The organism is Aminobacterium sp. EBM-42, assembly GCF_001896635.1.
GTDB classification, from domain to species: domain Bacteria; phylum Synergistota; class Synergistia; order Synergistales; family Aminobacteriaceae; genus Aminobacterium; species Aminobacterium colombiense.
The window spans coordinates 1-24,426 of record NZ_MPPC01000006.1 but is presented as its reverse complement, the minus strand read 5'-3'; the positions used below and the strand labels follow the sequence as shown (position 1 = coordinate 24,426).

Below are 24,426 nucleotides of genomic sequence, written 5' to 3'. Positions count from 1 at the left end.
CTTTGAAACCTTAGTATTCTATGCGCTAACTATACCAACATCTAACAAAATGCTCACCGTCAATATGAGTCACAGCAGGGGATTCATGCTTGCATTTTTCTGTCGCCAACTTACATCTAGGCCAAAAGTTGCATCCCTTAGGTAAGTTCATGGGATCAGGCATCAATCCATCAATTGGATTTAGACGATTCTCTTCAATACCAATCTTAGGTATTGAATTCATTAACCCTATGGTATATGGATGTCTCATGTTTTTGAATATTTCATGAACTGTTCCGTACTCTACTATTTCACCAGCATAAATCACGGCTGCTTTTTCGCAAGTCTGCGCAACTATCCCTAAATCATGAGTTATGAGTATCGTAGCCATATTAAATTTCTTTTTTAACTCATTCATCATTTCCAGAACTTGAGCCTGTATAGTGACGTCTAAAGCGGTAGTAGGTTCATCTGCAATAAGCACCTTGGGATTACATGCCAGTGCCATAGCAATAACAACGCGCTGTTTCATTCCTCCAGAAAATTGGTGTGGGTAATCGCTCATTCGAACTGGATCAATACCGACTAACTCCATCATTTCTGATGCTTTCTTTGTTGCCTTTGCTGATGAAACATGCATGTGCGTTTTGATGGCTTCCGCTATTTGATCTCCCACTATCATAATGGGGTTTAAGGATGTCATCGGGTCTTGAAAAATCATAGAGACTTGTTCACCACGAACTTTTCTGATTTCAGAACTCGTCATACCTAAAATATCTTTATTTTTATAAAGTATCGTTCCTGACTCAATATGACCGGGAGGGGTAGGTATAATTCTCATAATGCTTTTAGCTAACGTTGTTTTGCCTGCTCCTGTTTCCCCAACAATCCCTAAAGTCACACCTTCATCTAAATCAAGATCAATCCCATTAAGAGCTTCAACAGTACCATCTTCAGTTTCATAACTCACTCTTAGGTTCCTTATTTCAAGTATTTTTCCCATAATGCTCATTCCTTACCTTATGATAGTTTATTTTTTCATTTTGGGGTCTAAAGCATCGCGTAGTCCATCACCAAATAAATTGAAAGCAACTACCGTAATTACTAAAAAAAGCCCAGGGAAAACAGAGATGTGCCATGCATGACGCATATAAACCTTAGCTGATGTAAGAATGGCTCCCCACTCGGGAGTTGGCGGTTGAATTCCTAACCCTATATATGACAACCCCGCCACAAGTAATATGGACGTACCAATCTGAAGTGTAAACTGAACAAGAATAGGAGCCATGGCATTAGGAAGTATGTACTGCAGAATTATAGTAAAATCGTTAGCCCCTACAGCCCGCGCTGCCTCAATAAATTCTTTTTCTTTAACAGACATAATAGCTGCTCTGGAAATACGCGAAAAAGCGGCCATACGCGAAACGCCAAGTGCTATTAACAAGTTAACTGTGTTTGCGCCAAGTGCTGCCACAATTGCCATAGCAAGTAAAATGAACGGACATGCCATAAAAATATCCATTATGCGCATGATAATGTTATCTATTTTCCCGCCATAGAATCCAGCCACTATCCCCAGCGGACCACCCATCAAAAATGATAATGTTACAGCACTGAATCCAAGCATTAACGAATACTTTGTGCCCCATAGGATCCTTAAAAACACATCCCTACCAAACTCATCACATCCAAATATATGATGCAAGCTTGGTTTCGCTAATTTATTTCTCAAATTTTGCTTAATAATGTACTCATTATAAATAGAGTTGTCAGTAAAGAAATCTATTGCAACGACTGCGGCGACTATCAAAAGTAGTGTGGCGATAATAAATAAACCAACCATGGCCCTTTTATTGTACTTAAACTGGCGCCAGGCCTGCTGAAGCAAAGTTCTGTCTCGTTCGGATTGATGTGGTTTAGTTAATGTGATATTAGCATTCATTACTATTACCTCTTGGCTTTGTATTGTGATTTGATCCGTGGATCGACATACGCATAAAGTAAATCTACAAATAAATTAATGAACGTGGAAAAAACCGACAACATAACGACTGAAGCTAATATAGAAGGTGTATCCAGAAAACTAATCGACTCAACAATAAATCTGCCAACTCCAGGCCACGCAAAAATTGACTCCGTAACGACCGATCCCCCGAGTAAACTACCGAAATTAATTCCGATGATTGTGAGTATGGGGATTAACGCATTCGGAAGCATGTGTTTGATAGTTATGGCCGTTTCTTTTAATCCCTTTGCTCTTGCAGTATCAATATAATCTTGACGCACAACTTCTAACATTGACGCTCGGGTTGTTCGTGCTATTACCGCTAAGGTATTGGTAGAAAGGGTAAATGCCGGAAGTATAAGGCTTTTCAACATGCCAGGAAAACCAGTCTGCATCCCAGCGGCTGGAAGAATTCCGAGCATTAACGAAAAAACAAGAACTAAGATTAACCCCATCCAAAAAACCGGGGAGGCGGCCAAAAATAACGTTACTACCATCACGATATTATCAAAGGTGGAATATTGTTTTATTGCTGAGATGATCCCCACCGGTATTCCTATTATTATAGCTATAAAAACTGCTGAGGCTGCTAGTATCATGGTGTTTTTCAACCTTATAATTATTTGAGAGGAGATTTCCAAATTATTTCTATATGATGTGCCGAGATCCCCTCGAATCGCATTAACAATGAATCTGCCATACCTAACCAAAAAAGGGTCATTAAGGCCCATTTTTTCTCTAATATTTTGAAGATCAATTTCCGTAGCGTCATTTCCCGCAATTATTCTTGCCGGATCACCAGGTGTGAAATTCATAATAGCAAACACAAGGAATGTAGCTCCGAGTAAAACGGGGATAACAAATATGAATCTTTTTAAAATATATCTTATCATGCCAATACCTTCCTTTATTGGCGCATCAACAAGCATAACGGTGACGAAATTAATCATCGTCAGCGTGACACGCCACGTTTATGTGATAGTTAGCAAATCGTTAAGTATAACCTACTCTCTATTTGAGCAATTGGAAATCACTCTTTTCGCAAGGGGGTCTCTTTACTTGTATTATTACGGAGTCGCATCAACGGCTCTATACAATTTTCGCCAACAACTCCATCATGATGAGAGGCAGGGATAGAAACACATCATTCGAGTCGAAATATTTAATATTGCGAGTAAATCAAGATTCTAAAGTAAGACTACTATAATTTATTTTTTTGTCAAATTTCACAGAATTGATCAGCGACACAAGTCTCAAGGCTACTGTAATTTCATTTTCGATAAATATAATTTTATTCAACTTGAATCGTCAGGGTATCTTCGCCTCTGGTTTTACTGCTGTTTCGTTGAGTTTTCTACAGGAGCGAATGGTCTTCCTGCATTCCTTTATGTCCGGATACGTTCTTCCGGAACGTTCTTCTTCGTCCTTTTCAAGGAATAACAAGCCTATAAGTCTCATAACGGATACATCGTCGAACAGCTTTTTCTCTTAGACGGATCTCCTCGTTGAGCCTCTGTATCATGTTGGTGCTCCTGAATCTTTTATAGTATTTCTTTGGAAGTACGTAATGGCACCTGCCAGAAGGAAGGAGTAGACGGCTTCTGAAAGATCTCTCTCGCGTGCTGTTATCAGAACTATGACGACTACTTTTTTGCTGGCCTACTCTGGTGGATATTTAACGTTGCTTATGTTGTTTGCAAGACAGAATACAGATTTTGTACGGATTATAAATTATAGAATGATTGCGGCAGAAATATTGAGAACTGTGGCTGGGAGTATAGGCTTAGTTTTGATTGCACCTATTACCGCTGTAATTACTGGATGGATCTATTCTTACGATGTAGAGACACTTAAAGATAGGGTCAGGTGTCCTCTGGGGAAAAATACAAGGTAATGTACAAAGTCTATAGCTTCTTTAATACTTTCTAAGTGTTGCCACGGCAAACCGATATGAGTACATGTGGAGTCTGGACAAAAAAGGGTCCCGGCATTATGCCGGGACCCTTGTATTCTCAATGGTGGGTGGTAGAGGAATTGAACCTCTGACCTCTTCCGCGTCAAGGAAGCGTTCTCCCCCTGAACTAACCACCCAACGACTCGGTATTCTACAGGTCTAAGTGCGAAATGTCAATAACTGCAAGACAATCAAAACCCCTACTTCTTTTTGTTGGTCTTTTGCTCCCCTAATTCCTTACCGCGTCGGGTTGCCTCTGCAATAGCCCGGATAAAGGACGCACGGACCGCTCCTTCCTCCAATTCATAAAGCCCTTCGATAGTGGTACCACCAGGGGTAACCACACCATCTTTCAGTTCCGCTGGATGTTTTCCTGTTTCCAAAACAAGTTTTGCTGCCCCGATCATCGTCGCGGCAGAGGCCTTTAGTGCCAAATCTTTCGGAATTCCAACTCGGAGGCCCCCGTAGGTCAATGCCTCAAGCACTGTAAACATATAGGCGGGCCCTGATCCTGAAATGCCCGTTATGGCGTCAAGATTTGGCTCTGCTGTTTCTTCTCTTTCTCCAAGAAGGCCGAAAAGAAGTTTGGTTTTTTTCATATCTTCTTCTGTCACATTTTCAGAAGGCGTATAGGCCGTAAAAGCAGCATTAACAGCGGCACATATATTTGTCATTCCCCGAATCCATCTTGCATGGGGGGCTGCTTCTGCAAGCTGCTCTAACCGAATACCCGCTGCCATAGAAAAACATAGCTTGTTTGTCAGATTTTGCGCCAGAGAAGCCACCACGGGAAGTTGAATATGAGGCTTCAGCGCAAAAACCACCACGTCTGCCCTTGCTATAGCTTCGTTGCTTTCCTCATAACAAATACCCAGTTCTTCGAGGGATTCCACCTTTTGTCTATCTTTGTCGTAGGCTATGACTGTGCAATTTTCCTTCACCCATCCCCTGGCCACAGAACTGCCAAGCATTCCCGCTCCGATAACAGCAATGGTACATCTTTTTTTATTCACCATGAACATCTACTCCTTTTGCCCTGGCCCACTCAAACATTCCTAAGGCAGCAGCGACACCTGCATTGAGCGAACCTGTTTTCCCTGTTATAGGGATGCGAAGCAACATGTCGCACCGCTGGGCAACGAGACGGGACAAACCCTCACCTTCTGCTCCAACAACAAGTGAGGACTTGTCTGGGTATGTTGCCCCCCAAAGGGATTGGGGCGCATTATGGTCAAGTCCCACCACCCAGAAGCCTTCCTCCTGAAGCCGGGTTATCGTCTGTGCAATATTCGTTACGGATATCATGGGCACTCGCAACGCTGCCCCAGCACTCACTTTCACTACCGTTCCGCCAGGTAAGGCCGAGCGGCGTTTTGAATAAACAACAGCCGTAGCTCCAGCAGCCTCTGCCGTACGTATAATAGCTCCCAAGTTGTGAGGGTCAAGTATGTGATCAAGAACTACAAGAAGAATCGGCCCTTCCTTTGTTTTTAAGGTGGGTAGAAAATCTTCCATATCCAGTTGTTCCACCATTGTTATTTTTGCCACTGCCCCCTGGTGGTTCTCTCCGGGGCACATTTCATCAACCAAAGTTGACGCCACTTTTTGAAAAGGGACCTTAGTAGAACGGGCAAGGGTCATTACTTCTCCTGAAAAGGAAGGATGGGCCCTTTCTGAGATCCAGACTTTTAAACATTTCTGTGGTGAGTATTGGAGAAGATCTAAAACTGGCTGGCGTCCCCATATAAGATCTTCATCAATTTGTTTCCTCACATCTGGCATTTTGATATAAGGTTTCTTGCCATATGGTTTCTGATTCTCTCTCTTTTTATTCTCCATTTTTCTACTATATGGTTTTTTGCTATCTGGCTTACTATTATCACGACGCTGTTTTGCGCTCATAGTGGTCCTCCCTTTCAAGCTGCCTGGCATATTCCTGAAGATAGGCAGAAGTATACCCTTGTCTGCTTTTGATTATTTCTTCTGGCGTTCCCTGGGTTACTATAGAACCGCCCTCCATTCCTCCCTCGGGGCCTAGATCGATAATATAATCTGACGATAGAAGTACATCCAGATTATGCTCGATGGTCACCACAGTATTTCCCTGATCCACGATGCGATGGAGAATGTGAAGCAACTTCTTCACATCTGTATAAAATAAACCTGTTGTTGGTTCGTCGAGAAGATACAGAGTAGGACCGGTGAAGCGTTTACTCAGCTCTTTTGCAAGTTTAACCCGTTGTGCTTCTCCCCCGCTCAAGGTGAGGGCCGATTGACCAAGACGAATATATCCGAGACCTGCTTCTTGAATTAAGGCCAGTTTTGATGCAATGCGGGGAATTTCCTTAAAAAACTCAAAAGCATCATCTACTGTCATATTCAAAACATCAGCAATGTTTCTCCCTTTATAACGAACTTCAAGAGTTTCTCTGTTATACCTTGTTCCTCCGCAAACCTCACAGTCCACGTAAACATCGGGCAAAAAAAGCATGGAAACTTTAACAGATCCAGCTCCGCTGCAAGCTTCACATCGTCCACCCCTTACGTTGAAACTAAACCTGCCAGGTGCATATCCACGTATTTTTGATTCTGGAAGCTCTGCAAAAAGTTCGCGGATGAGAGTAAAGAGACCTGTGTATGTTGCTGGATTTGACCTTGGAGTTCTACCAATTGGACTTTGATCCACAAGCACCACATTTCTAAATTGCTCTGCCCCATCAATGCTTAGATGTTTCCCGGCTCTCTCTCTGAAATCTTTGTCCAGAATACGTTTCATACCCTTATATAGCACATCATACAAGAGGCTGCTCTTTCCAGATCCCGAGACTCCGCTGATGCAGGAGAAAACACGTGAAGGTATTGCTACATCAATTTCCTTAAGGTTGTGATGGGCAACCTTCCGTAATGTGAGCCAATGAGAAGTATTACGCACATCTCTTCTTCTAACACATCCTGAAACTTCCCCTCGCAAATAGGGACCAGTTAAAGCATTGGTATTGAGCACCTCTTCAGCTGTTCCTGCATTAACAATTTCTCCTCCCTGCTCTCCTGCACCAGGCCCCATTTCTACAATAGCGTCAGCTGCAAGCATTGTTTCACGATCATGTTCCACGACTACTACAGTGTTGCCAAGATCTCGAATGGAGCGAAGGGTACGCAAAAGACGATCGGTATCTCTGGAATGAAGGCCAATGGTCGGTTCATCAAGAACGTAGAGAACCCCGCTGAGCTTTGAACCTATCTGAGTAGCCAAACGAATACGCTGACTCTCACCGCCACTTAAAGTATCTGCGCGACGCATAAGGGACAGATATCCAACGCCCACATCGACAAGAAAAGAGAGTCTCTTTTCAAGCTCTATCATCACTTGACCCATAATTTTTTGTTCATTTTCAGTGAATTCCATTTCTTTAAGCACGGGTAACAGTCTATCCACAGGCATTTCCACCAGCTCATCAATAGTGTGGTGGTTTAATTGAACCATAAGAGCTTCAGGACGTAGACGGTAACCATGACATGTTTGACATATATCTTCCACACGATATCCGGCTAACTCTTCTAGGACGTTCTCAGATTCCGTTTCATTCCATCTCCCTTCCAGCCATGGAAGGAGCCCCTCATATCGCCCCATATACTGATGCCGTTCTCCGCGGTCAGAGAAGAACATGGGAAGTCTTTCATCGCTCCCATAAAGGATAAAGTTCTGCACATTCTTTGGCAGCGTTCCATATGGCTGAGTCAAATCCCATTCTTTCGACTGAGAGAAAGTGTACAGCTTTCTCAGCATGTAGTGCTTTTTTTTCCAGGGAAGAAGAGCGCCCTCTTCCACTGAGCGGACGGGGTCTATGGCATGCTCTTCAGAAAAGTGTTCGTGGCTGCCAAGACCAGAACAATCAGGACAGGCTCCGTAAGGGTTATTAAAGGAAAATAACCGTGGCTCTATTTCCGGAAGGGAGATGCCACAGTCAGGACAGGCATAGTTTTCTGTGAGAAGCTGCTCCTTTCCCCCCTCTGTGACAAGGAGCACATACCCTCCAGAGAGGCTCAAGGCTGCCTCTACAGCTTCGCTAATACGCCCTTTCCGGTCGTCCAGGACTTTCAGTCGATCAATTACCACTTCAATAGTGTGTCTTTTATTCTTATCAAGGGCAATCTCTTCTTCTAACCAGTAAATAGTTCCATCCACCCTTACGCGCATGAATCCCTTCTCCCTATTTTGGGCAAAAAGATTTTTAAACTCCCCTTTTTTCCCTCGAACCTGGGGGGAAAGAATTTCAAGCCGCTGGTCCGGGTAGTTCCTGAATATAACGTCTACAATTTCATCAAGGGAATAACGAATGACGGCCTTCCCGCACGATGGGCAGTATGGAACTCCTAGCCTACCATACAAAAGTCTCAGATAGTCATAAATCTCCGTTACGGTACCCACTGTTGAGCGAGGGTTATGGGATGTACCTTTCTGTTCTATTGAAATAGCTGGAGATAATCCTGAAATGTCATCCACATCAGGTTTTTTTTGTATACCTAAAAATTGTCGTGCATAGGCAGAAAGGGATTCTACATACCGGCGCTGACCCTCTGCATATAGTGTATCAAAAGCCAGGGATGACTTCCCGGAACCTGATGGCCCTGTAATAACCACAAGTTTATTTTTTGGAAGTGTTACGTTTATATTTTTGAGATTGTGCTCTCTTGCTCCTCTTATGCTGATAAGATGCAACACGCTGCCACTCCTTCCCTTTTGAGTCTGTCAATATATCACGAATTTGCGCGGCTTTTTCAAAATCAAGTTTTTCTACTGCTTCCCACATGAGGCGTTCTAGATCACTATGGGTGTATTCCTGAACTTCTTTTGTTCTTTTCCCCCTGCGGCTCTCTAATTTTACAGCATCGGAAGTAAGTTCTTCTGGAAGAAGGTTTTGTACTGTTTTACTAATAGTTTGAGGTATAATGCCATGCTTTTCATTGAAAAGCATCTGTATTTCTCTTCGCCTGCGAGTCTCTTGTACAGAAGTCCTAATACTCTCTGTTTCCACATCGGCATAAAGTACAACTTGCCCCCGCGTGTTTCTCGCCGCTCGCCCCATGATCTGTATAAGCGACCGATGAGAACGGAGAAAGCCTTCTCTGTCAGCATCAAGGATAGCCACCAGCGACACCTCAGGAAGATCCATCCCCTCTCTCAGCAGGTTAATACCAACAAGAATAGAAACTTCTCCGCTTCGAAGATCACGTATGAGTTCTGCTCGCTCAAAAGCATTTAATTCCGAATGGATATATTTTACTTTGAACTGCAGATCTGCCAAGTACTCAGCTAGATCTTCTGATGATTTTTTTGTTAATGTCGTTACAAGTGCCCGTTCTCCCCTTGCTGTGATACCTCGCAGTCTATCAACGAGATCATCAACCTGTCCAGTTGCAGGGCTCACCACTACCTCAGGATCCACCACTCCAGTGGGCCGAATTATCTGTTCCGCTACACAGGTGGAAACTTCTCGTTCCCAATCCCCAGGAGTAGCTGAGATAAAAATAACTTGACGAAGATATTTTTTAAACTCCCTCCAGTTGAGAGGTCTATTGTCAAGACATGAAGGGAGGCGAAAACCATTTTCCACGAGGGTAGTCTTCCTGGCCCTATCTCCGTTATACATGCCCCTCACCTGAGGAAGGGTAATGTGAGACTCATCTATTACCATAATAAAATCATCGGGGAAGAAATCAAGAAGAGTTCCAGGGGGTTCTCCAGGATTGCGGCCATCAAGATATCGCGAGTAATTCTCTATGCCTGAGCAGTAGCCCACTTCTGCAAGCATCTCCATATCATATCGGGTCCTCATCTCTAAACGTTGTGCCTCGAGAAGTTTCCCCTGTTTTTTCAATAGGTGAAGCTGCTCATCAAGTTCCTGCTGTATTTGCCCCATAGCTTTATCTATGGCATCTCGACTTGTAACATAATGCTGGGCAGGGAAAATAGAAGCTTTAGGAAGCTGTTTCAGTGTATGGCCACTCACGGGATCAATTTCATCAATGCGTTCAATTTCATCGTCAAAAAAAGCGACTCTGAGTGCCGTTTCACTATAGGATGGATAGATTTCAAGAACATCTCCTCGTGCCCTGAACTTTCCTGCTTCAAGAAGCATGTCATTCCGAGCGTAATAATTATCTATTAGCCGCTCCATAAAACCTCTACGATCCCATTTTTCCCCCACAGCAAAGGGAAATATAACTTCTTCGTACATTTCCTTTTTTCCAAGGCCATAGATACAAGATACGCTAGCTACAACAATAACATCCCTTCGTTCAACAAGAGCTTTCGTTGCTGCAAGACGCAATTTCTCTATACGGTCATTGATAGAGGCATCTTTTTCTATATAAGTGTCACTCGAGGGAATATAGGCTTCCGGCTGGTAATAATCATAATAACTTACAAAATAATGGACAGCATTGTGGGGGAAAAATGTTTTAAACTCAGTATAAAGTTGTGCTGCCAATGTTTTATTATGAGCCAGAACAAGAACGGGACGATCAAACTGGGCCAGTACATTTGCCACAGTAAAGGTTTTTCCACTCCCCGTAACTCCTAAGAGAGTTTGGAAACGTGTTCCATTTTTAAGGGATTCAACAAGTTTTTCTATAGCTTCAGGCTGATCTCCAGAAGGTCCCCAATCTGCTTTCAAATTAAAAATTCCAGACATGACGTTTCAACTCCTCTTGTTACCCCTCTAGTCTATCATTCGTTAGAAAAGTAAAAAAGCGTGCCCACAAAAGCGGGCACGCTTAGAGATTATCAGATGGTACTGTTATGCAAGATTACTTGCCACTTCAGGCTTCGTACTTCCCTTTCGTCTCAACTCTTCTTTTTTGCTCTCTTTAACGTCGCCATGGAGCAATCTTTCTTCCTGCTCTTCGGTCTCTTCCTCTGTAACGAAACCCAGAAGTTCATCAAGTTCTTTCCCTTCAATGACTTCTTTTTCTAGAAGGGTCTCAGCGACCATTTCGACCTGCTCTTTCTTTTCTGTCAGAATCTGCTTGGCCTTTTCGTAGCAGCCGTCAATAATGGCCTTTACTTCTTGGTCTATCATGTATGCAACATTATCACTATAGTTTTTATCGTCCGCGATGTCCCGCCCCAAAAAGACTTCCTGATGTTTATGTCCTAACTTCACGAGACCAAGAGCATCGCTCATACCAAATTCCGTTACCATCCTTCTTGCAATTTGAGTAGCTCTGTCAAGATCGTTCCCAGCACCAGTAGTCACGTCACCAAAAGTGAGCTCTTCTGCCACACGGCCTCCCAGAAGTACTGTAATCTGATTTGTCAGTTCCGTCTTGGACATTAGGAAACGATCCTCATCAGGCAGCTGAAGCGTATACCCTAAAGCCATATGACCTCGCGGTATAATCGATATCTTATGTACGGGATCACAATTGGGCAAATACTTCGCCACCAAAGCGTGCCCTGTTTCATGAAACGCGATGATCCTTCGCTCTTTGTCGCTAACAAGGCGACTCTTACGCTCAGGTCCAGCGATTACACGATCTATCCCTTCTTCAAACTCAGCCATGGTAATGAGGCTTTTGCCAGCTCTAGCTGCCAAAAGGGCCGCTTCATTGACGAGGTTCGCAAGATCCGCTCCCACAAAACCAGGGGTTCTACGAGCCACTACCCCCAGATCCACATCATCGGCTATCTTCTTGTTCCTCACATGGACAGCCAATATTTCTTCTCTTCCTTTTACATCTGGGCGATCCACGACAATGTGACGATCGAAACGTCCCGGCCGTAAAAGCGCAGGATCAAGGATATCCGGCCTGTTTGTGGCTGCGATGAGAATAATCCCCGTAGACTCATCAAATCCATCCAGTTCAACCAAAAGCTGGTTCAGCGTCTGCTCCCTTTCATCGTGACCGCCACCAAGACCAGCCCCACGATGACGGCCCACAGCATCCATTTCGTCTATAAAAATAATACATGGCTGATATTTCCGTGCCTGCTCGAAAAGATCCCGAACTCGGGCTGCGCCAACACCTACGAACATTTCTACAAAGTCCGAGCCGCTCACACTGAAGAAAGGAACATCGGCCTCTCCTGCGGCAGCGCGAGCCAACAATGTTTTCCCCGTACCAGGAGGTCCGAGAAGAAGCACTCCCTTAGGCACTTTCGCCCCTAAGGCCCTGAATTTTCCCGGATCTCGAAGAAACTGGATGACCTCACTCAGTTCTTCTTTAGACTCATCGCATCCAGCCACGTCGTCAAAGGTGACTTTAGGACGGTTATCAAGGAAAAGCTTCGCCTTGCTTTTTGCGAAATTCATGACCTTCCCCCCGCCACCCTGCATGTTGTAGAGGAAGAATATCCACACTCCTATTAACAGCAACGTAGGGAAGAAAGAAGAAATCATTGTCGCCCACCATGGGGTTTTCTGTGGTGGTTCTACCTGGACATTAACATTTTTCCCTGCTATTTCTTTAGCAAGATCTCCTGTCCCTACAACCTCAGCCTGAAAACTTCTGCCGTCAATAAAGCGGCCGGATACGGTGTTTTCTTTTATCGTAACGCTTTTAATTTGTCCTGTATCTACTGCAGTCAGGAACTCGGAGTACGTGATTACTTCCGCCTGCTGTGGACGTTGAGCTGGTGATAAGAAAACGTTTACAAGGCTTACTACAAGTACTACGAGAATCAGGTACAACCCGAGATTCTTGATCAATCGGCCCACTAAATATCGCCGCCTCTCATTGATTTTCCCTCTTCGGGGCTATTCATATATATATCAACCATATGGATCGATGGCAAGTTCCGCCATTTCCCTGCATAGTCCAGACCATACCCCACTACGAACTTATCAGGGATATCAAATCCTTTATAATCTACATTGACCGGTACCTTGCGCCGTTCCTCTTTGTCAAGCAATACACACACCCGTATACTTTCCGGTTCTCGCTCTCCCATCATACGAATGAGATAAGACAAGGTTAAACCACTATCCACAATATCCTCTACGATCAACACGTTTTTTCCCCTTATGTTTATATCAATATCCTTCGTTATTTTAACAATACCACTCGTTTTGGTGGAATCACCATAGGAAGAAACTGCCATAAAGTCCATGACTACGTCTACATCTTGATCTATGTAACGGATAAGATCTGAAAGGAAAATAACCGCACCTTTCAATATGCCTATTGTAACAAGCTCTTTCCCAGCATAATCTTTGCTTATCTGTTTAGCAAGTTCCTTTACCCTACGATGTATAACTTCATCTGACAGAAGTATGTCTGAAACAACATATTCCATTCTATTGTACTCCCTCCAGCGCCGATGCCACAGGCTCAAGCCTCAAAATTATCTGTGCTCCTCCATGATATGCTTTGTCAGAAAAAGTGCCTTCAAAAGGTATCCACTGCCATTTTTCACTTTTTGAAAAAACCGGCCATATTTTCTGTAACCACCAGGGTATTTTTTTCATTTTCCTATTTTTCAGGCTAGAAGACTCACTATCTGCAGGTGAAACAATGAGGCTGCTCCCCAACTCCAAAGGGAAAGCCTCTTGAAACCTTCCTGTAGAAGACGTCAAGGATCCTGAAAAGTGCTGTTTCTTTTCCCAATGCACCTTCCAGTAGCCCCATAAAAACACACCCCTGTCTCCTTTAAAAACAATCTCTTTAGATATAGCGTGAGTATTATACAAGAGTTTTGGGTTTATCCATACCATAAAACCTGAACCACAACAAATAAAAGCTTTATTTTCCCATTGAAATAACCACCGACCAGAAGTTTTTAAAGTTGCAATCAGGGATGTAAGGCGATTCCTTGTCAATGTTTTAAGACTCAAATTTCTTCCAATAGCCCGAATAAACCAAGCCTGTTCCTGCTCTGAGAGGGAACGAACAAATGAAAGTGTGGTCCCATACATAGAGAAAGGAACATTTTCTTTGCCCCATTGAACAAGCAACTCTCCCTGCTCCTCTTCACGTCGGCGGAATTCCTGCATATCCTGAGCGAAATCGACAAAATGTTGACGCGTAGAGGAATTTATTGTTCTTTCAAGCAATGGAATAATTTCATGACGGATGCGGTTCCTGACGTAGGTTGTGTCAAGGTTTGTAGGGTCTTCTCTCCAACAAATTCCGCGAGCCTGCAAAAGACGCCTTAAGTCTTCTCGCCACCATCCAGAGAGGGGGCGTATAAATTGTCCCCGGACCTCGGGTATGCCTACAAGTCCGAAGGGACCTGACCCACGGCAAAGATTGAATAACAGTGTTTCTGCTATATCATCAGCTGTATGGCCAAGCGCAACAACTGTTGCTCCTTCTGAAGCCGCTATCTGCTCAAAAAAATCGTAGCGAACCCTTCGCGCTCCTTCTTCTAGACTCTCACCCTTGCGTAAAAGGCGTGGGACAACAACATGCTCTATCTCGAATTCGCAACCCCATGCCTCTGCAAGCTTTTTTACGAAAGCCGCGTCTTCTATTGAACTTCTTTCTCTAATGCCATGCTCCAAATGAGCCACGATAACCTTTCCAGGCCAGAATTGCACAAAGAACCAGAGCAGAGCAACAGAGTCACTGCCACCAGAAACGGCAACTACAGCTGGTCCTATCTTTTCTGCCCAGCCCTGTTTTCTGGCTACAGCCCAGAATTGATCCCTCAAATATGGAAGTGATAATTCATATGGAAGTTGTTTTTCTAAACCTTTCATTTCAACCATTCAGCCACCTCCCAGAAAAGAGGTGAAACAAAAATGGCGGGAGATGGGTCCCCCGCCTATGAATTCATATTTGGTGGCGGTGACTGGAATCGAACCAGTGACACTGCGGGTATGAACCGCATGCTCTAGCCATCTGAGCTACACCGCCAAATTGGTTGCGGGGGCAGGATTTGAACCTGCGACCTTCGGGTTATGAGCCCGACGAGCTTCCTGACTGCTCCACCCCGCGATCTATATAGACATAACTAAAACCCAAATTAAGTACATTGTGGTGCCGGACGCGGGACTCGAACCCGCACGGACTTTTCTGTCCCCAGGATTTTAAGTCCCGTGCGTCTACCTATTCCGCCAGCCCGGCCAGCACTCAGACATTATAAGGAGCTCTTTAAGTTCTGTCAAGGGATTGACTACATGTCGTTGTAAGCGGCCCATGTAATCATGTCTGTATAGACAGTATATGGGGTATAACAATTATAATCACTTCGTTCTTTTCTTTTTCTGTATACTGAGTCGAAAACAACGAACCTAAAATGGGAATATCCCCAAGAATGGGAAACTTATATTGGTTTTCCCTTTTTAGTTCTTTAAATAATCCTCCTATGACGAAAGGCTCCCCATCTCGAACTCGCACCTGGGTTTCCACTTGCCTTGTACTTGTCTCCGGATATGTTTCGCCTCTGGCTCCCTCCCTCCATGAAACAACCTCACCCGTTTTTATAACAAGCTTAATAGTTATGATCTCATCCCTTCCTACAAAAGGAGTTATTTCAAGTTGAGGCCCTACTTCCTCTGAAACATATGTAGGATTGCCCGCCTCATCACGTGTCGATACGTATGGATACTTTTGAACAAGCTGTATTCTTGCCTTCGTTCCCTCGATAGTTATAACTGACGGCTCTGCAAGAATGTGCCCCTTTTCTTCCTTTTCAAGGGTTGATATTAAGGCGTCCAATTTTTTTACTGTACCAGAAAGGGAAGTTATGTCTTCACCAAACATCCCTTCGCTGTAAGAATCACTGTACCCTATTCGACCAGGAGTCCCTCTGCCTTTATATTCCAGCATCCAGTGTTTATAAATTGATTCCAGGCACGACGCAACCTCATGTGAGGCGCGGTCTGCTATCTCAACAATCCTGGCCTCGATCATAACCTGCTTCCCTGGACGGTCTATAAGTTCAACGTATCGCTCCACTTTCAGAAGTTGCTCTCTATCAGCAGTTACATAAAGAGTGTTTAATCTTTCATCTTCCACAATTTTTTGAACCCCAGTAGCCTGTTTGACCATTTTTGCGGTGCTAGCGATATCGCTGTAGGCCAGCCTGAAAGATTTTGTTTCTGTCAAACCTAATATTTCCCCTAAATTTTCTTTTTTTCCAACCCAAAGAGTTTTGTCGCCCAAAGCAACAAATCGGAGGTCATTCGAACGGAGGAGATAAAAAAAAGCCTGGCTGGCTGAAATTTCTTTTAAAATTATTGTGGTTTTTCTCTCGGGGACGGAATCATCCAAGATAAGGTTCATATCCCAATATTCGGCAAAGAGGCGAAAAGCGTCAGGCAGCAAAACATCGCGAAGAGAAAGAGAGACAGACTCAGAGGCCATTTTTTCGGATATAGGCAAAAATGCTCCTTCCCCTGATTGCAACTCATGATATTGTCTTTTCCCCCTATAAGAGCCTTGCTCCTCTGCCCCCTCTCTTTGCAATGTAAAACACCAACTGGAGGACCGCTTTTCCCCATCGGCTTTATGGAGATTAAGTTTTAATCCTGTTTTGTGCAAGACGCTCATTTCTATGTATCCTTCTTTCTGCATGACATTGATGCTTAACAGAAGTGGCCCTTCATAATCACGATTCCATGTGGTAGAGGGAAGAACAACATTTCTCCACTTCAAAATTGTTTTTTGTTTATTTATCTCCACTATTTCTGGTTTAGGCAAATTTTGTCCCCCAACATAAACGGTGACCTTATCATGCTGAGCTTGCTCTACAGATACACCTGTCATAGTTCCCTTCTCCGTTCCATAAAGCTGACTGTTCTTTACAACGCACAAAAGCACTATCAATATGAACGTTCCCCAAATACGAAGAAGGAGGCGATTTCTATTCATTAGACGTTCCTCCTATTTTCAATTTCTGGGTACATTTTTGTTCTATTTCTAAATTCATAACATCTAGTGAAATATGTATCACTTTTACTTTTCCGTCATATAGAACATCCCCTTCTTTCACGAGAAGTCCTTTTTCTCCGCCTTCCTCGTCAAGAAGGGAAAATCTACCCGTTTGACCTACTATAACCCCTTTAAGAATCAAAGGTGTCTCTAAGTCTTCTTCTATGGCGTCTGTTTCTTTTGCATCATGAAAAAATGGAGTACTCCTGCGGGGGACAGCAAAGAGCAAAGAAGAATCCTCATCTTTTTTAGGCACCTGGGTTCCCTCAAGAGCTGCCTGCAGGTTTCTGGCAAGTTTTATATTATATTCATGCTGCGCTAAAGTGGTCTCGTCCATAGATAAAGTATGTGTTTCGCTGTAAGGAGCAAGAGATAAAGAGGGCAACCATACACTTATGCAGCAAATAAAACAACAAATTCCTGCTAGAAAAAAAGCTGAAATGGCAATTTTTATAAAAAAATGTTTTTTAGACATTCTTCTCGTCCTTCTTTTTGCACTCTAAATAAAGTTTTAGACGATCTCCGTTTTCACCTTTGGAGAGCTCTCCTGAATGAATGAGGAATGGTGAACTGGAAGCCTCAAGTTCCTCTATAAAGGAAACACACTCGCGATAAGGGCCTTCTGCACTTAAAATAACAACTTCACCTGCAGAAGAATCTTGTCGCAGATCTAAAAGAATCAGGCTACATTTATCGGTGATATCAGATAGCCACTCTAGAGAGGATTTTCTCTCTCCTAAACAAGACTGTGTTATTTCTTTTTCATGGCGGGCCAGAACTTCCTTAAAAAGGTTGTTGTCTTTAAGCAAAAGGGAAGCGTCATTTTGTATATGCTGTTCTTTTTCTAAAAGCCTGGTAATTTTATTTTTCATGAAACGCAGATCGTTACACAAAAAACATAGCCCTATAACTATACAAAGTACGGCTAGGATACCTGCACTATAGAAGGACAGAAAAATAATTCTCTGTCTTTTCATAACTATTCCTCCAATTTAACGAAAAGCAATCTTAATTTAAAATTGGATCGTTCTCCATTTTTAGAAAAATGCGGATAGTTTATGTCCTGAAGGTAAAGATTTTTATACAACTCTTCTCCCCAAATAAAAATCTCCCTACCCTCGCCTTCCCCACTGAGGAGCATTTCTTCTCTTTTAAATTGTATTTGGTCTAACACAACACTATCTGGAATGGAATTTATCAAAAACCGCAACACTTCTGAATGGTTATTTTTGTGGCAACTTGATGCCTCAAGACGTAAAGAACATGTTTTAATGAGATCTTTCTGTTTCATTGCCAAGTTCTTTTTAACAGACAAAACCTTATTTATATTTTGCCTTTTCGCCGCTATTTGACTGTCAAGTTCTATTGCCTTCTGATGGCAACAATAAATAGCCCCCCCTCCTGTCAGCAAGAAACATGCCAATAAAGCTGTAAAACCCCATTTATTTATACGGAAGAGTAATGAAGCATGACCACCTTTATAATAAGAGCGTAGCAAATCTAATTTAATGTCCATTGCAACTCTCTCAATGCCAGGCCAAAGGGGATTTCCCACCCTTTAAGCGACAAGGCATGGCCTTTTATATTCCACATATGATTGAGAGGGGGCAGTTCTTTCATTTCCGGAGCCATTCTTTTTCTTATTTCCAATGCAGTTCCGCTCTCCCCTCCTGCCCAAAACCAATGGTTGTCTTTGAGTAAAAGACTATCTATTCCAATACTCTCATCGTCCATACTCAGAACTGACGAAACTGTGTCTGTAAAAATATACTCTTCCTCAGAAACCATTAGCCTGTGGAGAATTGTACCGTCTGCGTAAAAAAGAGTAACCGGCCTGTAATCTGATCCATAGGCCCCCCCTACACCTCTTAAAAGACTAACTTGGGGAGGCTCTATACATGCAGCACCTATGCGAGAATGATGCAATATCCTTAAAAAGCGCTTAATAACCAGGTTTAGGGCCGCTGAAACGAGAAGGCTTACTTTTGGGGCAGAAGATCTCTCGTTGCTTTCGTAACGGAAACTATCACAACATATTTTGTCCCATGCCACTTTAAAACGTCGTTTAACCTCCCATTCTAATGCTTTCTCCAGCTCTCTTTGTGGCAATTCTGGAAAGTGTAGCGTTTCAAGAAATATATGGGTAATGGGAAGAGTACAGTTAATCAATACATTTTTGGGAAAGGAAGCTTCTTCCACTAGGTTTTTTAAAAGCTTCACCCAATCAAAAAAAGATTCAAATAGACTCGTTTCTTCAGGGACCGGATACTCTATCTTTTTTTTAACACTCAAATGCCCTTTCTCCCAACCTAGAACCACACACCGGACCCACGATTTTTCAACAGACAGACCTGCTAAGGGAATTTTCTTTTTTGAATGCTGAGAAAAAATTTTATGCATTGCTTTTCTTTCCCACCTTTATTATTCGTTGATCAAATAAAATGACCACTCTTTATCAGCATTTGAAAAACAATCAATAACGCATCCCACCGAGTAACTGATGTTTTTTAGAGAAGCTTTTGAACTGATAAGGTATATTATTCTGTCTTTTTGCGAGGATATTAAGAAAGAAATATTAGTTATGACATCAACATCATTTATCTGGAATGCTTTGATATAAGATGGCATTTGCTCATTGACAACTGCTTCATTTACACCTTCTAATTCCGGAAAATTTTTTTCTAGCCAGCTGGAAACTGCCGTTATTCCAGAAACTGCTGCGTGATGAAGTCTGATTGTTCTTTCGAGGTTTTGGATTACTGATATTTTCTCTGTCATTAAAGTATAAAAACATGGAAGACACGCAAGTAGAACAGACATGAAAATAAGCACAAAAATTAACACAAAACCCCTTCTTGTCCTTATATGTTTCGAGCGTGAAATGCCGTTACCACCTTTGATCTTTTACCTCTGCTTTCTATCTCTATGCACACTTCTAAAACTCCTTCCTGCTTATGATAAGTGAATTCCATACGAGAAATTCCGTTAACCACCGGCTGTGCACTCTGCTTAGTAACATCATGAAAATAAAGGGCATCCATTCCTTCCCGGGGACCTCTTTTCACATAGAACCTCGATGCACGTAAAAAGTGCAGAAAGGAGCCAATAGGAATTGATTCAACGTCTTGTGCGGACTCTGCAAGTTTTACCTTTGTCCCTGAAATATACGCCACCCTAAAGGGTCGCGTTGCTCCTGGAAAAACAACCCAATTGAGAGTCTTCCTCGCTTTACCACCATACGTAGGCTCCACTTTGCTTGACTTTGGCACACCTGAGAGGGTTACTTCCTGTAGAGAGGGAGCAATTGATATCACTTTTAAAAGAGATGGAAGGGTATAAACACATCTCAATTCATTTCCCCAATCTTTATTCATGATCTCTGCATCAAAATTCGGAACCACATTCAACGCCCTCCCCCAATGAGCAATAGAGGTGACTTCCTCAAAGAGCTTTTCGAAGTCGAGAGAAGCTGGAATGCCTTGCCCTGCATTGAGAATTTGAGGCATCATTATAGAAAAGACATGAGAAACTTTTACTTCCATATTATGGCCACGGGATATGTAAGACCTTAACAATACTACCCTTTGTACCCCCTGAAAAAAAATCCCTCCAAGGATAAGCGAAACACAAAGGGCTATTATTACTTCTATAAGAGTTCGGCCAGGCGAGAAGACGATCTTGCCCTTCTGGTTACTCACGCCAAAGAGTAATCTCATAGATAGGCTTATCCCCATTGGGAAGACACGGATCCAATGCCATGACATGAACTGTTTTTATGTTCTCTTCCAGTGTGCTTTCTTCTTTTAATTTTAGGCCGTTACAAAGCTCTATTGGCAAATTGCTCTCCGCTCGATAGTGAGCTGCGAGACTTGCCATGAAATATCTATTGCCTGTTGTGAGGGTTACTCCCAATACATATAAAAATCGCCATACTCCTGTCAATAAAAATAAGGCGATCATTACGCTTGTAAGGATTTCTGGCAAAGATACACCTTTTGACTTTTTTATCATTGAACCTTTAACCATACCCATTTCCCAGTTTCGCTGTCATAAGAGGTTATTGGCGGAGCAGCTGTTAGAGAACTGTAAAGTCCGCTCTCTGATGAATGTTTAGCAAGTCGAAGGAGTACCTTTTTATCAAGGGGGCCTGTCCCCACATAAATTGAATCTTCTTCTTCACAAATTGAATATTTCCCATTCAAGAGACTAGAATCAAGAAAAGGATCGAGAAGAGTTATATCTGAAAGGACTCCGTCTAGGTCTTCTTCATCAACGGAATACATAATATAAGCAAACCTTATTGAGTTTAGATCGGAAAGGACACGGACAGCTTTTGCCGAAGCAATGGTTCTAGTGGCTGCGATAACCACTCCTCCAGAAAGAAGGCCGATAACCATAAGCACAACAAGCAGTTCAATCAAAGAAAATCCTTTTTCTTTTCGAGTGCTCAATTTCACTCTTACAGCTCCTTTCTAAAATAATGAGATTCTTTGAAAAGCATTTAATAACGGGAAAAACAACATACCCACGAAGATAAGAACAATACCGCCAAGGGAAAAAATCATTATGGGCTCGGCGAGTACCTCAATTCTCTTCATTCTGTCTTGCGCCTCCTCTTTAAGGCGATCACTGACAAGTGGCAAAGTTTGTCTTAGTGTTCCTGATTTTTCAGAAAGAGACAAAATACGCACTATAAGAGGACTAAAAAAATCTTCCTGGAAACGCAAAGATTCCCCTAAGGACAGGCCTTTTTCAACATTCTCTGCTACAGTAAAAAAGCTTCTTTCTACTTTTTTATTCCCTGTCACAGATCCCGAAAGCTTTATAGCTTCAAGAAGAGGCACGCCAGAATTCAGGAGAGCAGCGAGTGTTTGAAAACTCCTTGAGAGAAAGACTTCTTTCCAAAGCTTATTTTTAGAAATTATCTTATCCCACAGAGACTTTTTTAAAAAACAATTTGTAAAAGAAAGCATTCCCAAAACGCCGCATATGATCCCTATCCCAACGGTAAGAAAGAACTTCGAGAAAGAAAGAAACAAACGAGTCGAGGCAGGAAGAGCTATGCCCAAATCGGCTAAAACCGCTTCTATTTGTGGAAAAACCTTAAAGAACAGAATGTTCAGCACAACCACACTAACAATCGCAACAAAAGCAGGATAAACCAACGCGCCAATAAGTTTCTTTCTAAAAACCCTCCTTTGCATGAAGTAAGAAGAAAGATAACGCAACATCTTTAAGAGCTCTCCGCTTTCTTCTCCTGCGCTCACCATAGCTAAAACTCCCGGAGGCCAGTCTCCGCTCAGCCCAAGACTTTCGCTAAAGGATTTTCCTCCTCTCAATTCATCTTGGATTTTTTGCAAAATGGAACGCAAAGTTGCCTGGGGCAATTCACTTTCCATTATGTAAAGGGAGTCAGACAAAGTTCCTCCCATGGAAATCATCGCCGATAAATGGGTGAAGAATAAACATAGCTCTTCTAGCGAAAGATTTTTTCTTCCCGATGGGAAGAACCTCATGTTTTCATTTTTTTTCTTTCCTTGTAGAGATACAACAATAAGTCCCCTTTCAAAAAGCATAGAAAGGGCCTCATATTGAGAACCAGCCTCTAAACTCCCTTTTATCTTTTCCCCCCTAGCTGTACGAGCAGAATAGGAATAAAGCATTTATTTAACCACCTCGTTAAATCCCCGTCCTTCCAGAAGAAATGCTTAAAATCTCTTCATAGGTAGTAAGTCCCCTTTCAACTTTAAGCATGCCATTTTCTACGAGAGTTCTCATCCCTTCTTTGCGTGCTTGAGTACGTATCTTTTGAACTGGGGCTTTGTGAAGCAAAAGCTCTTGCACTCTCTCAGTTATAGGGAGATATTCAAACACCCCCACCCTTCCGTGAAATCCCCTCCCCCCACAATAAGAGCACCCCACAGGACTGTTTGAATCCGGTTTTTTACAGAGAGGACATAATAATCGAATAAGTCGCTGGGAAACAACTGCTTTAAGTGAAGAGACAATTAAGAAAGGCGGAACTCCCATCTCTATGAGCCTTAAAGGAGCATTAGCCGCATCGTCAGTGTGCAAAGTTGAAAGGACCAGGTGACCAGTAAGTGCTGCCCGCATTACAAGATGGGCAGTTTCAGAATCTCGAATTTCTCCAACAAGGATAATATCTGGATCCTGGCGAAGTAACGAGCGCAAGACCACTTCAAAAGTTCGACCTGCCCTTTCATCGACCTCAACCTGATTTATACCTTCGTGGAATCTCTCTACCGGATCTTCAATGGTCGTCACATTAAGAGTAAGGGCGTTTACTTTCTTTATCAGCGCATGCAGTGTGGTAGACTTTCCACTCCCTGTGGGGCCAGTCACCAATATAAGCCCTTCCTTTTGAGAAAGAAGCTTTTCAAGAAGTTCCAAGTCTCTTTGCTCAAATCCTAATTGGTAAATGTTATCGGGAATTTTGGAAGAATCGAGGAGGCGCAAAGCAATTTTTTCGCCATCTACGGTAGGAAGTGATGATACACGTACGTCTAAAAAATCTTGTGAACCAGTCTTTATGTTAAATTGGCCATCTTGAGGACGCCTTTTATCAGAAATATCCATAGATGCCATTATCTTAATTCGCGAAATTATAGCAGGATGAAAATCCAATGAAAAGGAGTAAACAGCACGACAATATCCATCGATGCGAAACCTTACCCTGCTCCATGCCGACAACCCCTCTATATGAATGTCAGAAGCGCCATTTTTTGCGGCCTCATTAATTATACGATCTACAAAATCTACAATATCCTTTGCGGGAAAGGCTGCGTCATAAGCATCTGCATTGGTAAGATGAAGCATGTCAATGCAAGAGCGAATACTCGTAAGTGGTGACAAAAAGGGAACTATCCTTACTCCTGTTTTTTTGAATCCTTTTTTCAAGTCACTGGAGAAGAAAGGGTCAAAAAGAGCGATAGCCAAAAGTTTCTCCTTCTCAGAAAAGGCAATGGGAATGATTCCTAAGGCACTCATTTCTTTTAAAGAAAAAAACTGTGTACCTTTTATAAATATAGGAAACAAGGGAAGATAAGCTTGCGGAATCTGCGTCGCTGCTTTTATGCAAGACAAGATTTCATCTTCTTTATCAGGAAAGTGTTGCAATAGTAGGCGAGCAAGTGGAAAAGGCTTTTTTATATTAATCTCAAAAGTACTTCTTTTCTCAATAAAAAATTTAAATTCCTTATGTTGCAAAAGAAGAGCATAAAACTTTTGCCATATATTCTCTGAATTTAGAACAACCAATAAGCATCACCACAAATATGTTTTATAGTCAAAAATGTCACAATGACCATACCATAGATATTTGTGTCTTTCAGATGCAAAAAAAGCGATCTCAAAGAATAGGATAGAAAAGTTAACATTTAGTGCTATTTTTTATCTTCTAACGTCATGTAAGCTTGCATTTGCTAAGAAAAGAAGGGGAAAGGAGGGTTTGTATTAGTTTAAAGGGGTTCTTCAAAGAAAGGAAAACAGATGAAGGCATAAAAAAAGATCCCTGGCGGCGACCTACTCTCCCACAGATAGCCTCTGCAGTACCATGGGCGCTGGAGGGCTTAACGTCCGGGTTCGGCAT

Annotated in this window: 22 protein-coding genes, 4 tRNA genes, 1 rRNA gene and 1 pseudogene; 1 reads left to right on the top strand and 27 read right to left on the bottom strand. The window is 42.6% G+C overall.

Annotated features, from left to right (window positions below; all coding sequences use genetic code 11):
• Nucleotides 1-25: 25 nt before the first annotated feature.
• The 4 genes from BUC50_RS00955 to BUC50_RS00940 all read right to left on the bottom strand — a co-directional run bounded on the left by BUC50_RS00955 (nucleotide 26) and on the right by BUC50_RS00940 (nucleotide 3,442).
• Nucleotides 26-982: an ABC transporter ATP-binding protein gene (locus BUC50_RS00955; protein ID WP_013048185.1), complete on the bottom strand. Its 957-nt coding sequence runs from the start codon at nucleotides 980-982 to the stop codon at nucleotides 26-28.
• A gap of 27 nt (nucleotides 983-1,009) precedes the next feature.
• Nucleotides 1,010-1,921 carry an ABC transporter permease gene (locus BUC50_RS00950; RefSeq protein WP_013048184.1) on the bottom strand — a complete coding sequence of 304 codons (912 nt, stop codon included), beginning with the start codon at nucleotides 1,919-1,921 and terminating at the stop codon, nucleotides 1,010-1,012.
• A 5-nt stretch (nucleotides 1,922-1,926) separates the two neighbouring features.
• Nucleotides 1,927-2,934, bottom strand: coding sequence for an ABC transporter permease (locus BUC50_RS00945; protein WP_286677045.1), 1,008 nt, complete (start codon nucleotides 2,932-2,934; stop codon nucleotides 1,927-1,929).
• Between the two features lie 358 nt (nucleotides 2,935-3,292).
• Nucleotides 3,293-3,442, bottom strand: a complete 150-nt coding sequence (locus tag BUC50_RS00940; RefSeq protein ID WP_286677044.1) for a hypothetical protein — start codon at nucleotides 3,440-3,442, stop codon at nucleotides 3,293-3,295.
• Between the two features lie 160 nt (nucleotides 3,443-3,602).
• Between BUC50_RS00940 and BUC50_RS00930 the strand changes: the two are divergent.
• A pseudogene (locus tag BUC50_RS00930) lies at nucleotides 3,603-3,878 on the top strand (YibE/F family protein); the annotation flags it as partial.
• Between the two features lie 122 nt (nucleotides 3,879-4,000).
• Here BUC50_RS00930 and BUC50_RS00925 read toward each other — a convergent pair.
• The 23 genes from BUC50_RS00925 to rrf form a co-directional block, all read right to left on the bottom strand.
• Nucleotides 4,001-4,075, bottom strand: a tRNA-Val gene (locus BUC50_RS00925).
• Nucleotides 4,076-4,138: 63 nt separating this feature from the next.
• Nucleotides 4,139-4,954 (bottom strand): pyrroline-5-carboxylate reductase, encoded by an 816-nt coding sequence (gene proC, locus BUC50_RS00920; protein ID WP_273015058.1) that lies wholly within the window; start codon nucleotides 4,952-4,954, stop codon nucleotides 4,139-4,141.
• Complete coding sequence (rlmB, locus tag BUC50_RS00915; protein ID WP_273312620.1) at nucleotides 4,944-5,840, bottom strand: 23S rRNA (guanosine(2251)-2'-O)-methyltransferase RlmB; 897 nt, start codon at nucleotides 5,838-5,840, stop codon at nucleotides 4,944-4,946. Before rlmB ends, proC begins: the two co-directional genes overlap by 11 nt.
• Entirely contained in the window at nucleotides 5,818-8,661 is a 2,844-nt protein-coding gene (gene uvrA, locus BUC50_RS00910) for an excinuclease ABC subunit UvrA (protein ID WP_273015056.1), read from the bottom strand. Before uvrA ends, rlmB begins: the two co-directional genes overlap by 23 nt.
• Entirely contained in the window at nucleotides 8,585-10,633 is a 2,049-nt protein-coding gene (uvrB, locus tag BUC50_RS00905) for an excinuclease ABC subunit UvrB (protein ID WP_273015055.1), read from the bottom strand. The genes uvrA and uvrB overlap by 77 nt, the downstream gene beginning before the upstream one ends.
• Nucleotides 10,634-10,738: 105 nt before the next feature.
• A complete protein-coding gene (gene ftsH, locus BUC50_RS00900) occupies nucleotides 10,739-12,658 on the bottom strand; it encodes an ATP-dependent zinc metalloprotease FtsH (protein ID WP_286677043.1) in 1,920 nt (639 codons plus the stop codon).
• Nucleotides 12,658-13,236 carry a hypoxanthine phosphoribosyltransferase gene (gene hpt / locus BUC50_RS00895; protein ID WP_013048177.1) on the bottom strand — a complete coding sequence of 193 codons (579 nt, stop codon included), beginning with the start codon at nucleotides 13,234-13,236 and terminating at the stop codon, nucleotides 12,658-12,660. The genes ftsH and hpt overlap by 1 nt, the downstream gene beginning before the upstream one ends.
• A 1-nt stretch (nucleotide 13,237) precedes the next feature.
• A complete protein-coding gene (tilS, locus tag BUC50_RS00890; protein ID WP_273015053.1) occupies nucleotides 13,238-14,650 on the bottom strand; it encodes a tRNA lysidine(34) synthetase TilS in 1,413 nt (470 codons plus the stop codon).
• A gap of 71 nt (nucleotides 14,651-14,721) precedes the next feature.
• Nucleotides 14,722-14,798, bottom strand: a tRNA-Met gene (locus BUC50_RS00885).
• A gap of 4 nt (nucleotides 14,799-14,802) precedes the next feature.
• A tRNA-Met gene (locus tag BUC50_RS00880) sits at nucleotides 14,803-14,879 on the bottom strand.
• A 40-nt stretch (nucleotides 14,880-14,919) separates the two neighbouring features.
• Nucleotides 14,920-15,008: transfer RNA gene (locus tag BUC50_RS00875), tRNA-Leu, on the bottom strand.
• Between the two features lie 78 nt (nucleotides 15,009-15,086).
• Nucleotides 15,087-16,757 carry a type II secretion system protein GspD gene (locus BUC50_RS00870; RefSeq protein ID WP_273015052.1) on the bottom strand — a complete coding sequence of 557 codons (1,671 nt, stop codon included), beginning with the start codon at nucleotides 16,755-16,757 and terminating at the stop codon, nucleotides 15,087-15,089.
• A complete protein-coding gene (locus tag BUC50_RS00865) occupies nucleotides 16,750-17,292 on the bottom strand; it encodes a hypothetical protein (RefSeq protein ID WP_013048174.1) in 543 nt (180 codons plus the stop codon). Before BUC50_RS00865 ends, BUC50_RS00870 begins: the two co-directional genes overlap by 8 nt.
• Nucleotides 17,285-17,794: a hypothetical protein gene (locus tag BUC50_RS00860; protein ID WP_013048173.1), complete on the bottom strand. Its 510-nt coding sequence runs from the start codon at nucleotides 17,792-17,794 to the stop codon at nucleotides 17,285-17,287. Before BUC50_RS00860 ends, BUC50_RS00865 begins: the two co-directional genes overlap by 8 nt.
• A 2-nt stretch (nucleotides 17,795-17,796) precedes the next feature.
• Nucleotides 17,797-18,333 carry a hypothetical protein gene (locus BUC50_RS00855; RefSeq protein WP_013048172.1) on the bottom strand — a complete coding sequence of 179 codons (537 nt, stop codon included), beginning with the start codon at nucleotides 18,331-18,333 and terminating at the stop codon, nucleotides 17,797-17,799.
• Nucleotides 18,318-19,109 carry a hypothetical protein gene (locus tag BUC50_RS00850; protein WP_286677042.1) on the bottom strand — a complete coding sequence of 264 codons (792 nt, stop codon included), beginning with the start codon at nucleotides 19,107-19,109 and terminating at the stop codon, nucleotides 18,318-18,320. The genes BUC50_RS00855 and BUC50_RS00850 overlap by 16 nt, the downstream gene beginning before the upstream one ends.
• 129 nt (nucleotides 19,110-19,238) lie before the next feature.
• Nucleotides 19,239-19,637 (bottom strand): hypothetical protein, encoded by a 399-nt coding sequence (locus tag BUC50_RS00845; RefSeq protein WP_286677041.1) that lies wholly within the window; start codon nucleotides 19,635-19,637, stop codon nucleotides 19,239-19,241.
• Between the two features lie 41 nt (nucleotides 19,638-19,678).
• Nucleotides 19,679-20,515 (bottom strand): hypothetical protein, encoded by an 837-nt coding sequence (locus BUC50_RS00840; protein WP_148211321.1) that lies wholly within the window; start codon nucleotides 20,513-20,515, stop codon nucleotides 19,679-19,681.
• A complete protein-coding gene (locus BUC50_RS00835; protein ID WP_286677040.1) occupies nucleotides 20,508-20,777 on the bottom strand; it encodes a hypothetical protein in 270 nt (89 codons plus the stop codon). The genes BUC50_RS00840 and BUC50_RS00835 overlap by 8 nt, the downstream gene beginning before the upstream one ends.
• Nucleotides 20,778-20,824: 47 nt before the next feature.
• Entirely contained in the window at nucleotides 20,825-21,274 is a 450-nt protein-coding gene (locus BUC50_RS00830; protein WP_013048167.1) for a type II secretion system protein, read from the bottom strand.
• A 15-nt stretch (nucleotides 21,275-21,289) separates the two neighbouring features.
• Entirely contained in the window at nucleotides 21,290-22,480 is a 1,191-nt protein-coding gene (locus BUC50_RS00825) for a type II secretion system F family protein (RefSeq protein ID WP_013048166.1), read from the bottom strand.
• Nucleotides 22,481-22,496: 16 nt separating this feature from the next.
• Complete coding sequence (locus tag BUC50_RS00820) at nucleotides 22,497-23,825, bottom strand: GspE/PulE family protein (protein ID WP_273312609.1); 1,329 nt, start codon at nucleotides 23,823-23,825, stop codon at nucleotides 22,497-22,499.
• A gap of 521 nt (nucleotides 23,826-24,346) precedes the next feature.
• Nucleotides 24,347-24,426: ribosomal RNA gene (gene rrf / locus BUC50_RS09690) — 5S ribosomal RNA — on the bottom strand; the annotation flags it as partial.

What these genes read in the sequence shown, in the direction of transcription:
- BUC50_RS00955 (WP_013048185.1), bottom strand. Translation starts at nt 982, where the DNA reads ATGGGAAAAATACTTGAAATAAGGAACCTAAGAGTGAGTTATGAAACT.
- BUC50_RS00950 (WP_013048184.1), bottom strand. Translation starts at nt 1,921, where the DNA reads ATGAATGCTAATATCACATTAACTAAACCACATCAATCCGAACGAGAC.
- BUC50_RS00945 (WP_286677045.1), bottom strand. Translation starts at nt 2,934, where the DNA reads ATGATTAATTTCGTCACCGTTATGCTTGTTGATGCGCCAATAAAGGAA.
- BUC50_RS00940 (WP_286677044.1), bottom strand. Translation starts at nt 3,442, where the DNA reads ATGAGACTTATAGGCTTGTTATTCCTTGAAAAGGACGAAGAAGAACGT.
- proC (WP_273015058.1), bottom strand. Translation starts at nt 4,954, where the DNA reads ATGGTGAATAAAAAAAGATGTACCATTGCTGTTATCGGAGCGGGAATG.
- rlmB (WP_273312620.1), bottom strand. Translation starts at nt 5,840, where the DNA reads ATGAGCGCAAAACAGCGTCGTGATAATAGTAAGCCAGATAGCAAAAAA.
- uvrB (WP_273015055.1), bottom strand. Translation starts at nt 10,633, where the DNA reads ATGTCTGGAATTTTTAATTTGAAAGCAGATTGGGGACCTTCTGGAGAT.
- hpt (WP_013048177.1), bottom strand. Translation starts at nt 13,236, where the DNA reads ATGGAATATGTTGTTTCAGACATACTTCTGTCAGATGAAGTTATACAT.
- tilS (WP_273015053.1), bottom strand. Translation starts at nt 14,650, where the DNA reads ATGGTTGAAATGAAAGGTTTAGAAAAACAACTTCCATATGAATTATCA.
- BUC50_RS00870 (WP_273015052.1), bottom strand. Translation starts at nt 16,757, where the DNA reads ATGAATAGAAATCGCCTCCTTCTTCGTATTTGGGGAACGTTCATATTG.
- BUC50_RS00865 (WP_013048174.1), bottom strand. Translation starts at nt 17,292, where the DNA reads ATGTCTAAAAAACATTTTTTTATAAAAATTGCCATTTCAGCTTTTTTT.
- BUC50_RS00860 (WP_013048173.1), bottom strand. Translation starts at nt 17,794, where the DNA reads ATGAAAAGACAGAGAATTATTTTTCTGTCCTTCTATAGTGCAGGTATC.
- BUC50_RS00855 (WP_013048172.1), bottom strand. Translation starts at nt 18,333, where the DNA reads ATGGACATTAAATTAGATTTGCTACGCTCTTATTATAAAGGTGGTCAT.
- BUC50_RS00845 (WP_286677041.1), bottom strand. Translation starts at nt 19,637, where the DNA reads ATGTCTGTTCTACTTGCGTGTCTTCCATGTTTTTATACTTTAATGACA.
- BUC50_RS00835 (WP_286677040.1), bottom strand. Translation starts at nt 20,777, where the DNA reads ATGATCGCCTTATTTTTATTGACAGGAGTATGGCGATTTTTATATGTA.
- BUC50_RS00825 (WP_013048166.1), bottom strand. Translation starts at nt 22,480, where the DNA reads ATGCTTTATTCCTATTCTGCTCGTACAGCTAGGGGGGAAAAGATAAAA.
- BUC50_RS00820 (WP_273312609.1), bottom strand. Translation starts at nt 23,825, where the DNA reads ATGAGTGCCTTAGGAATCATTCCCATTGCCTTTTCTGAGAAGGAGAAA.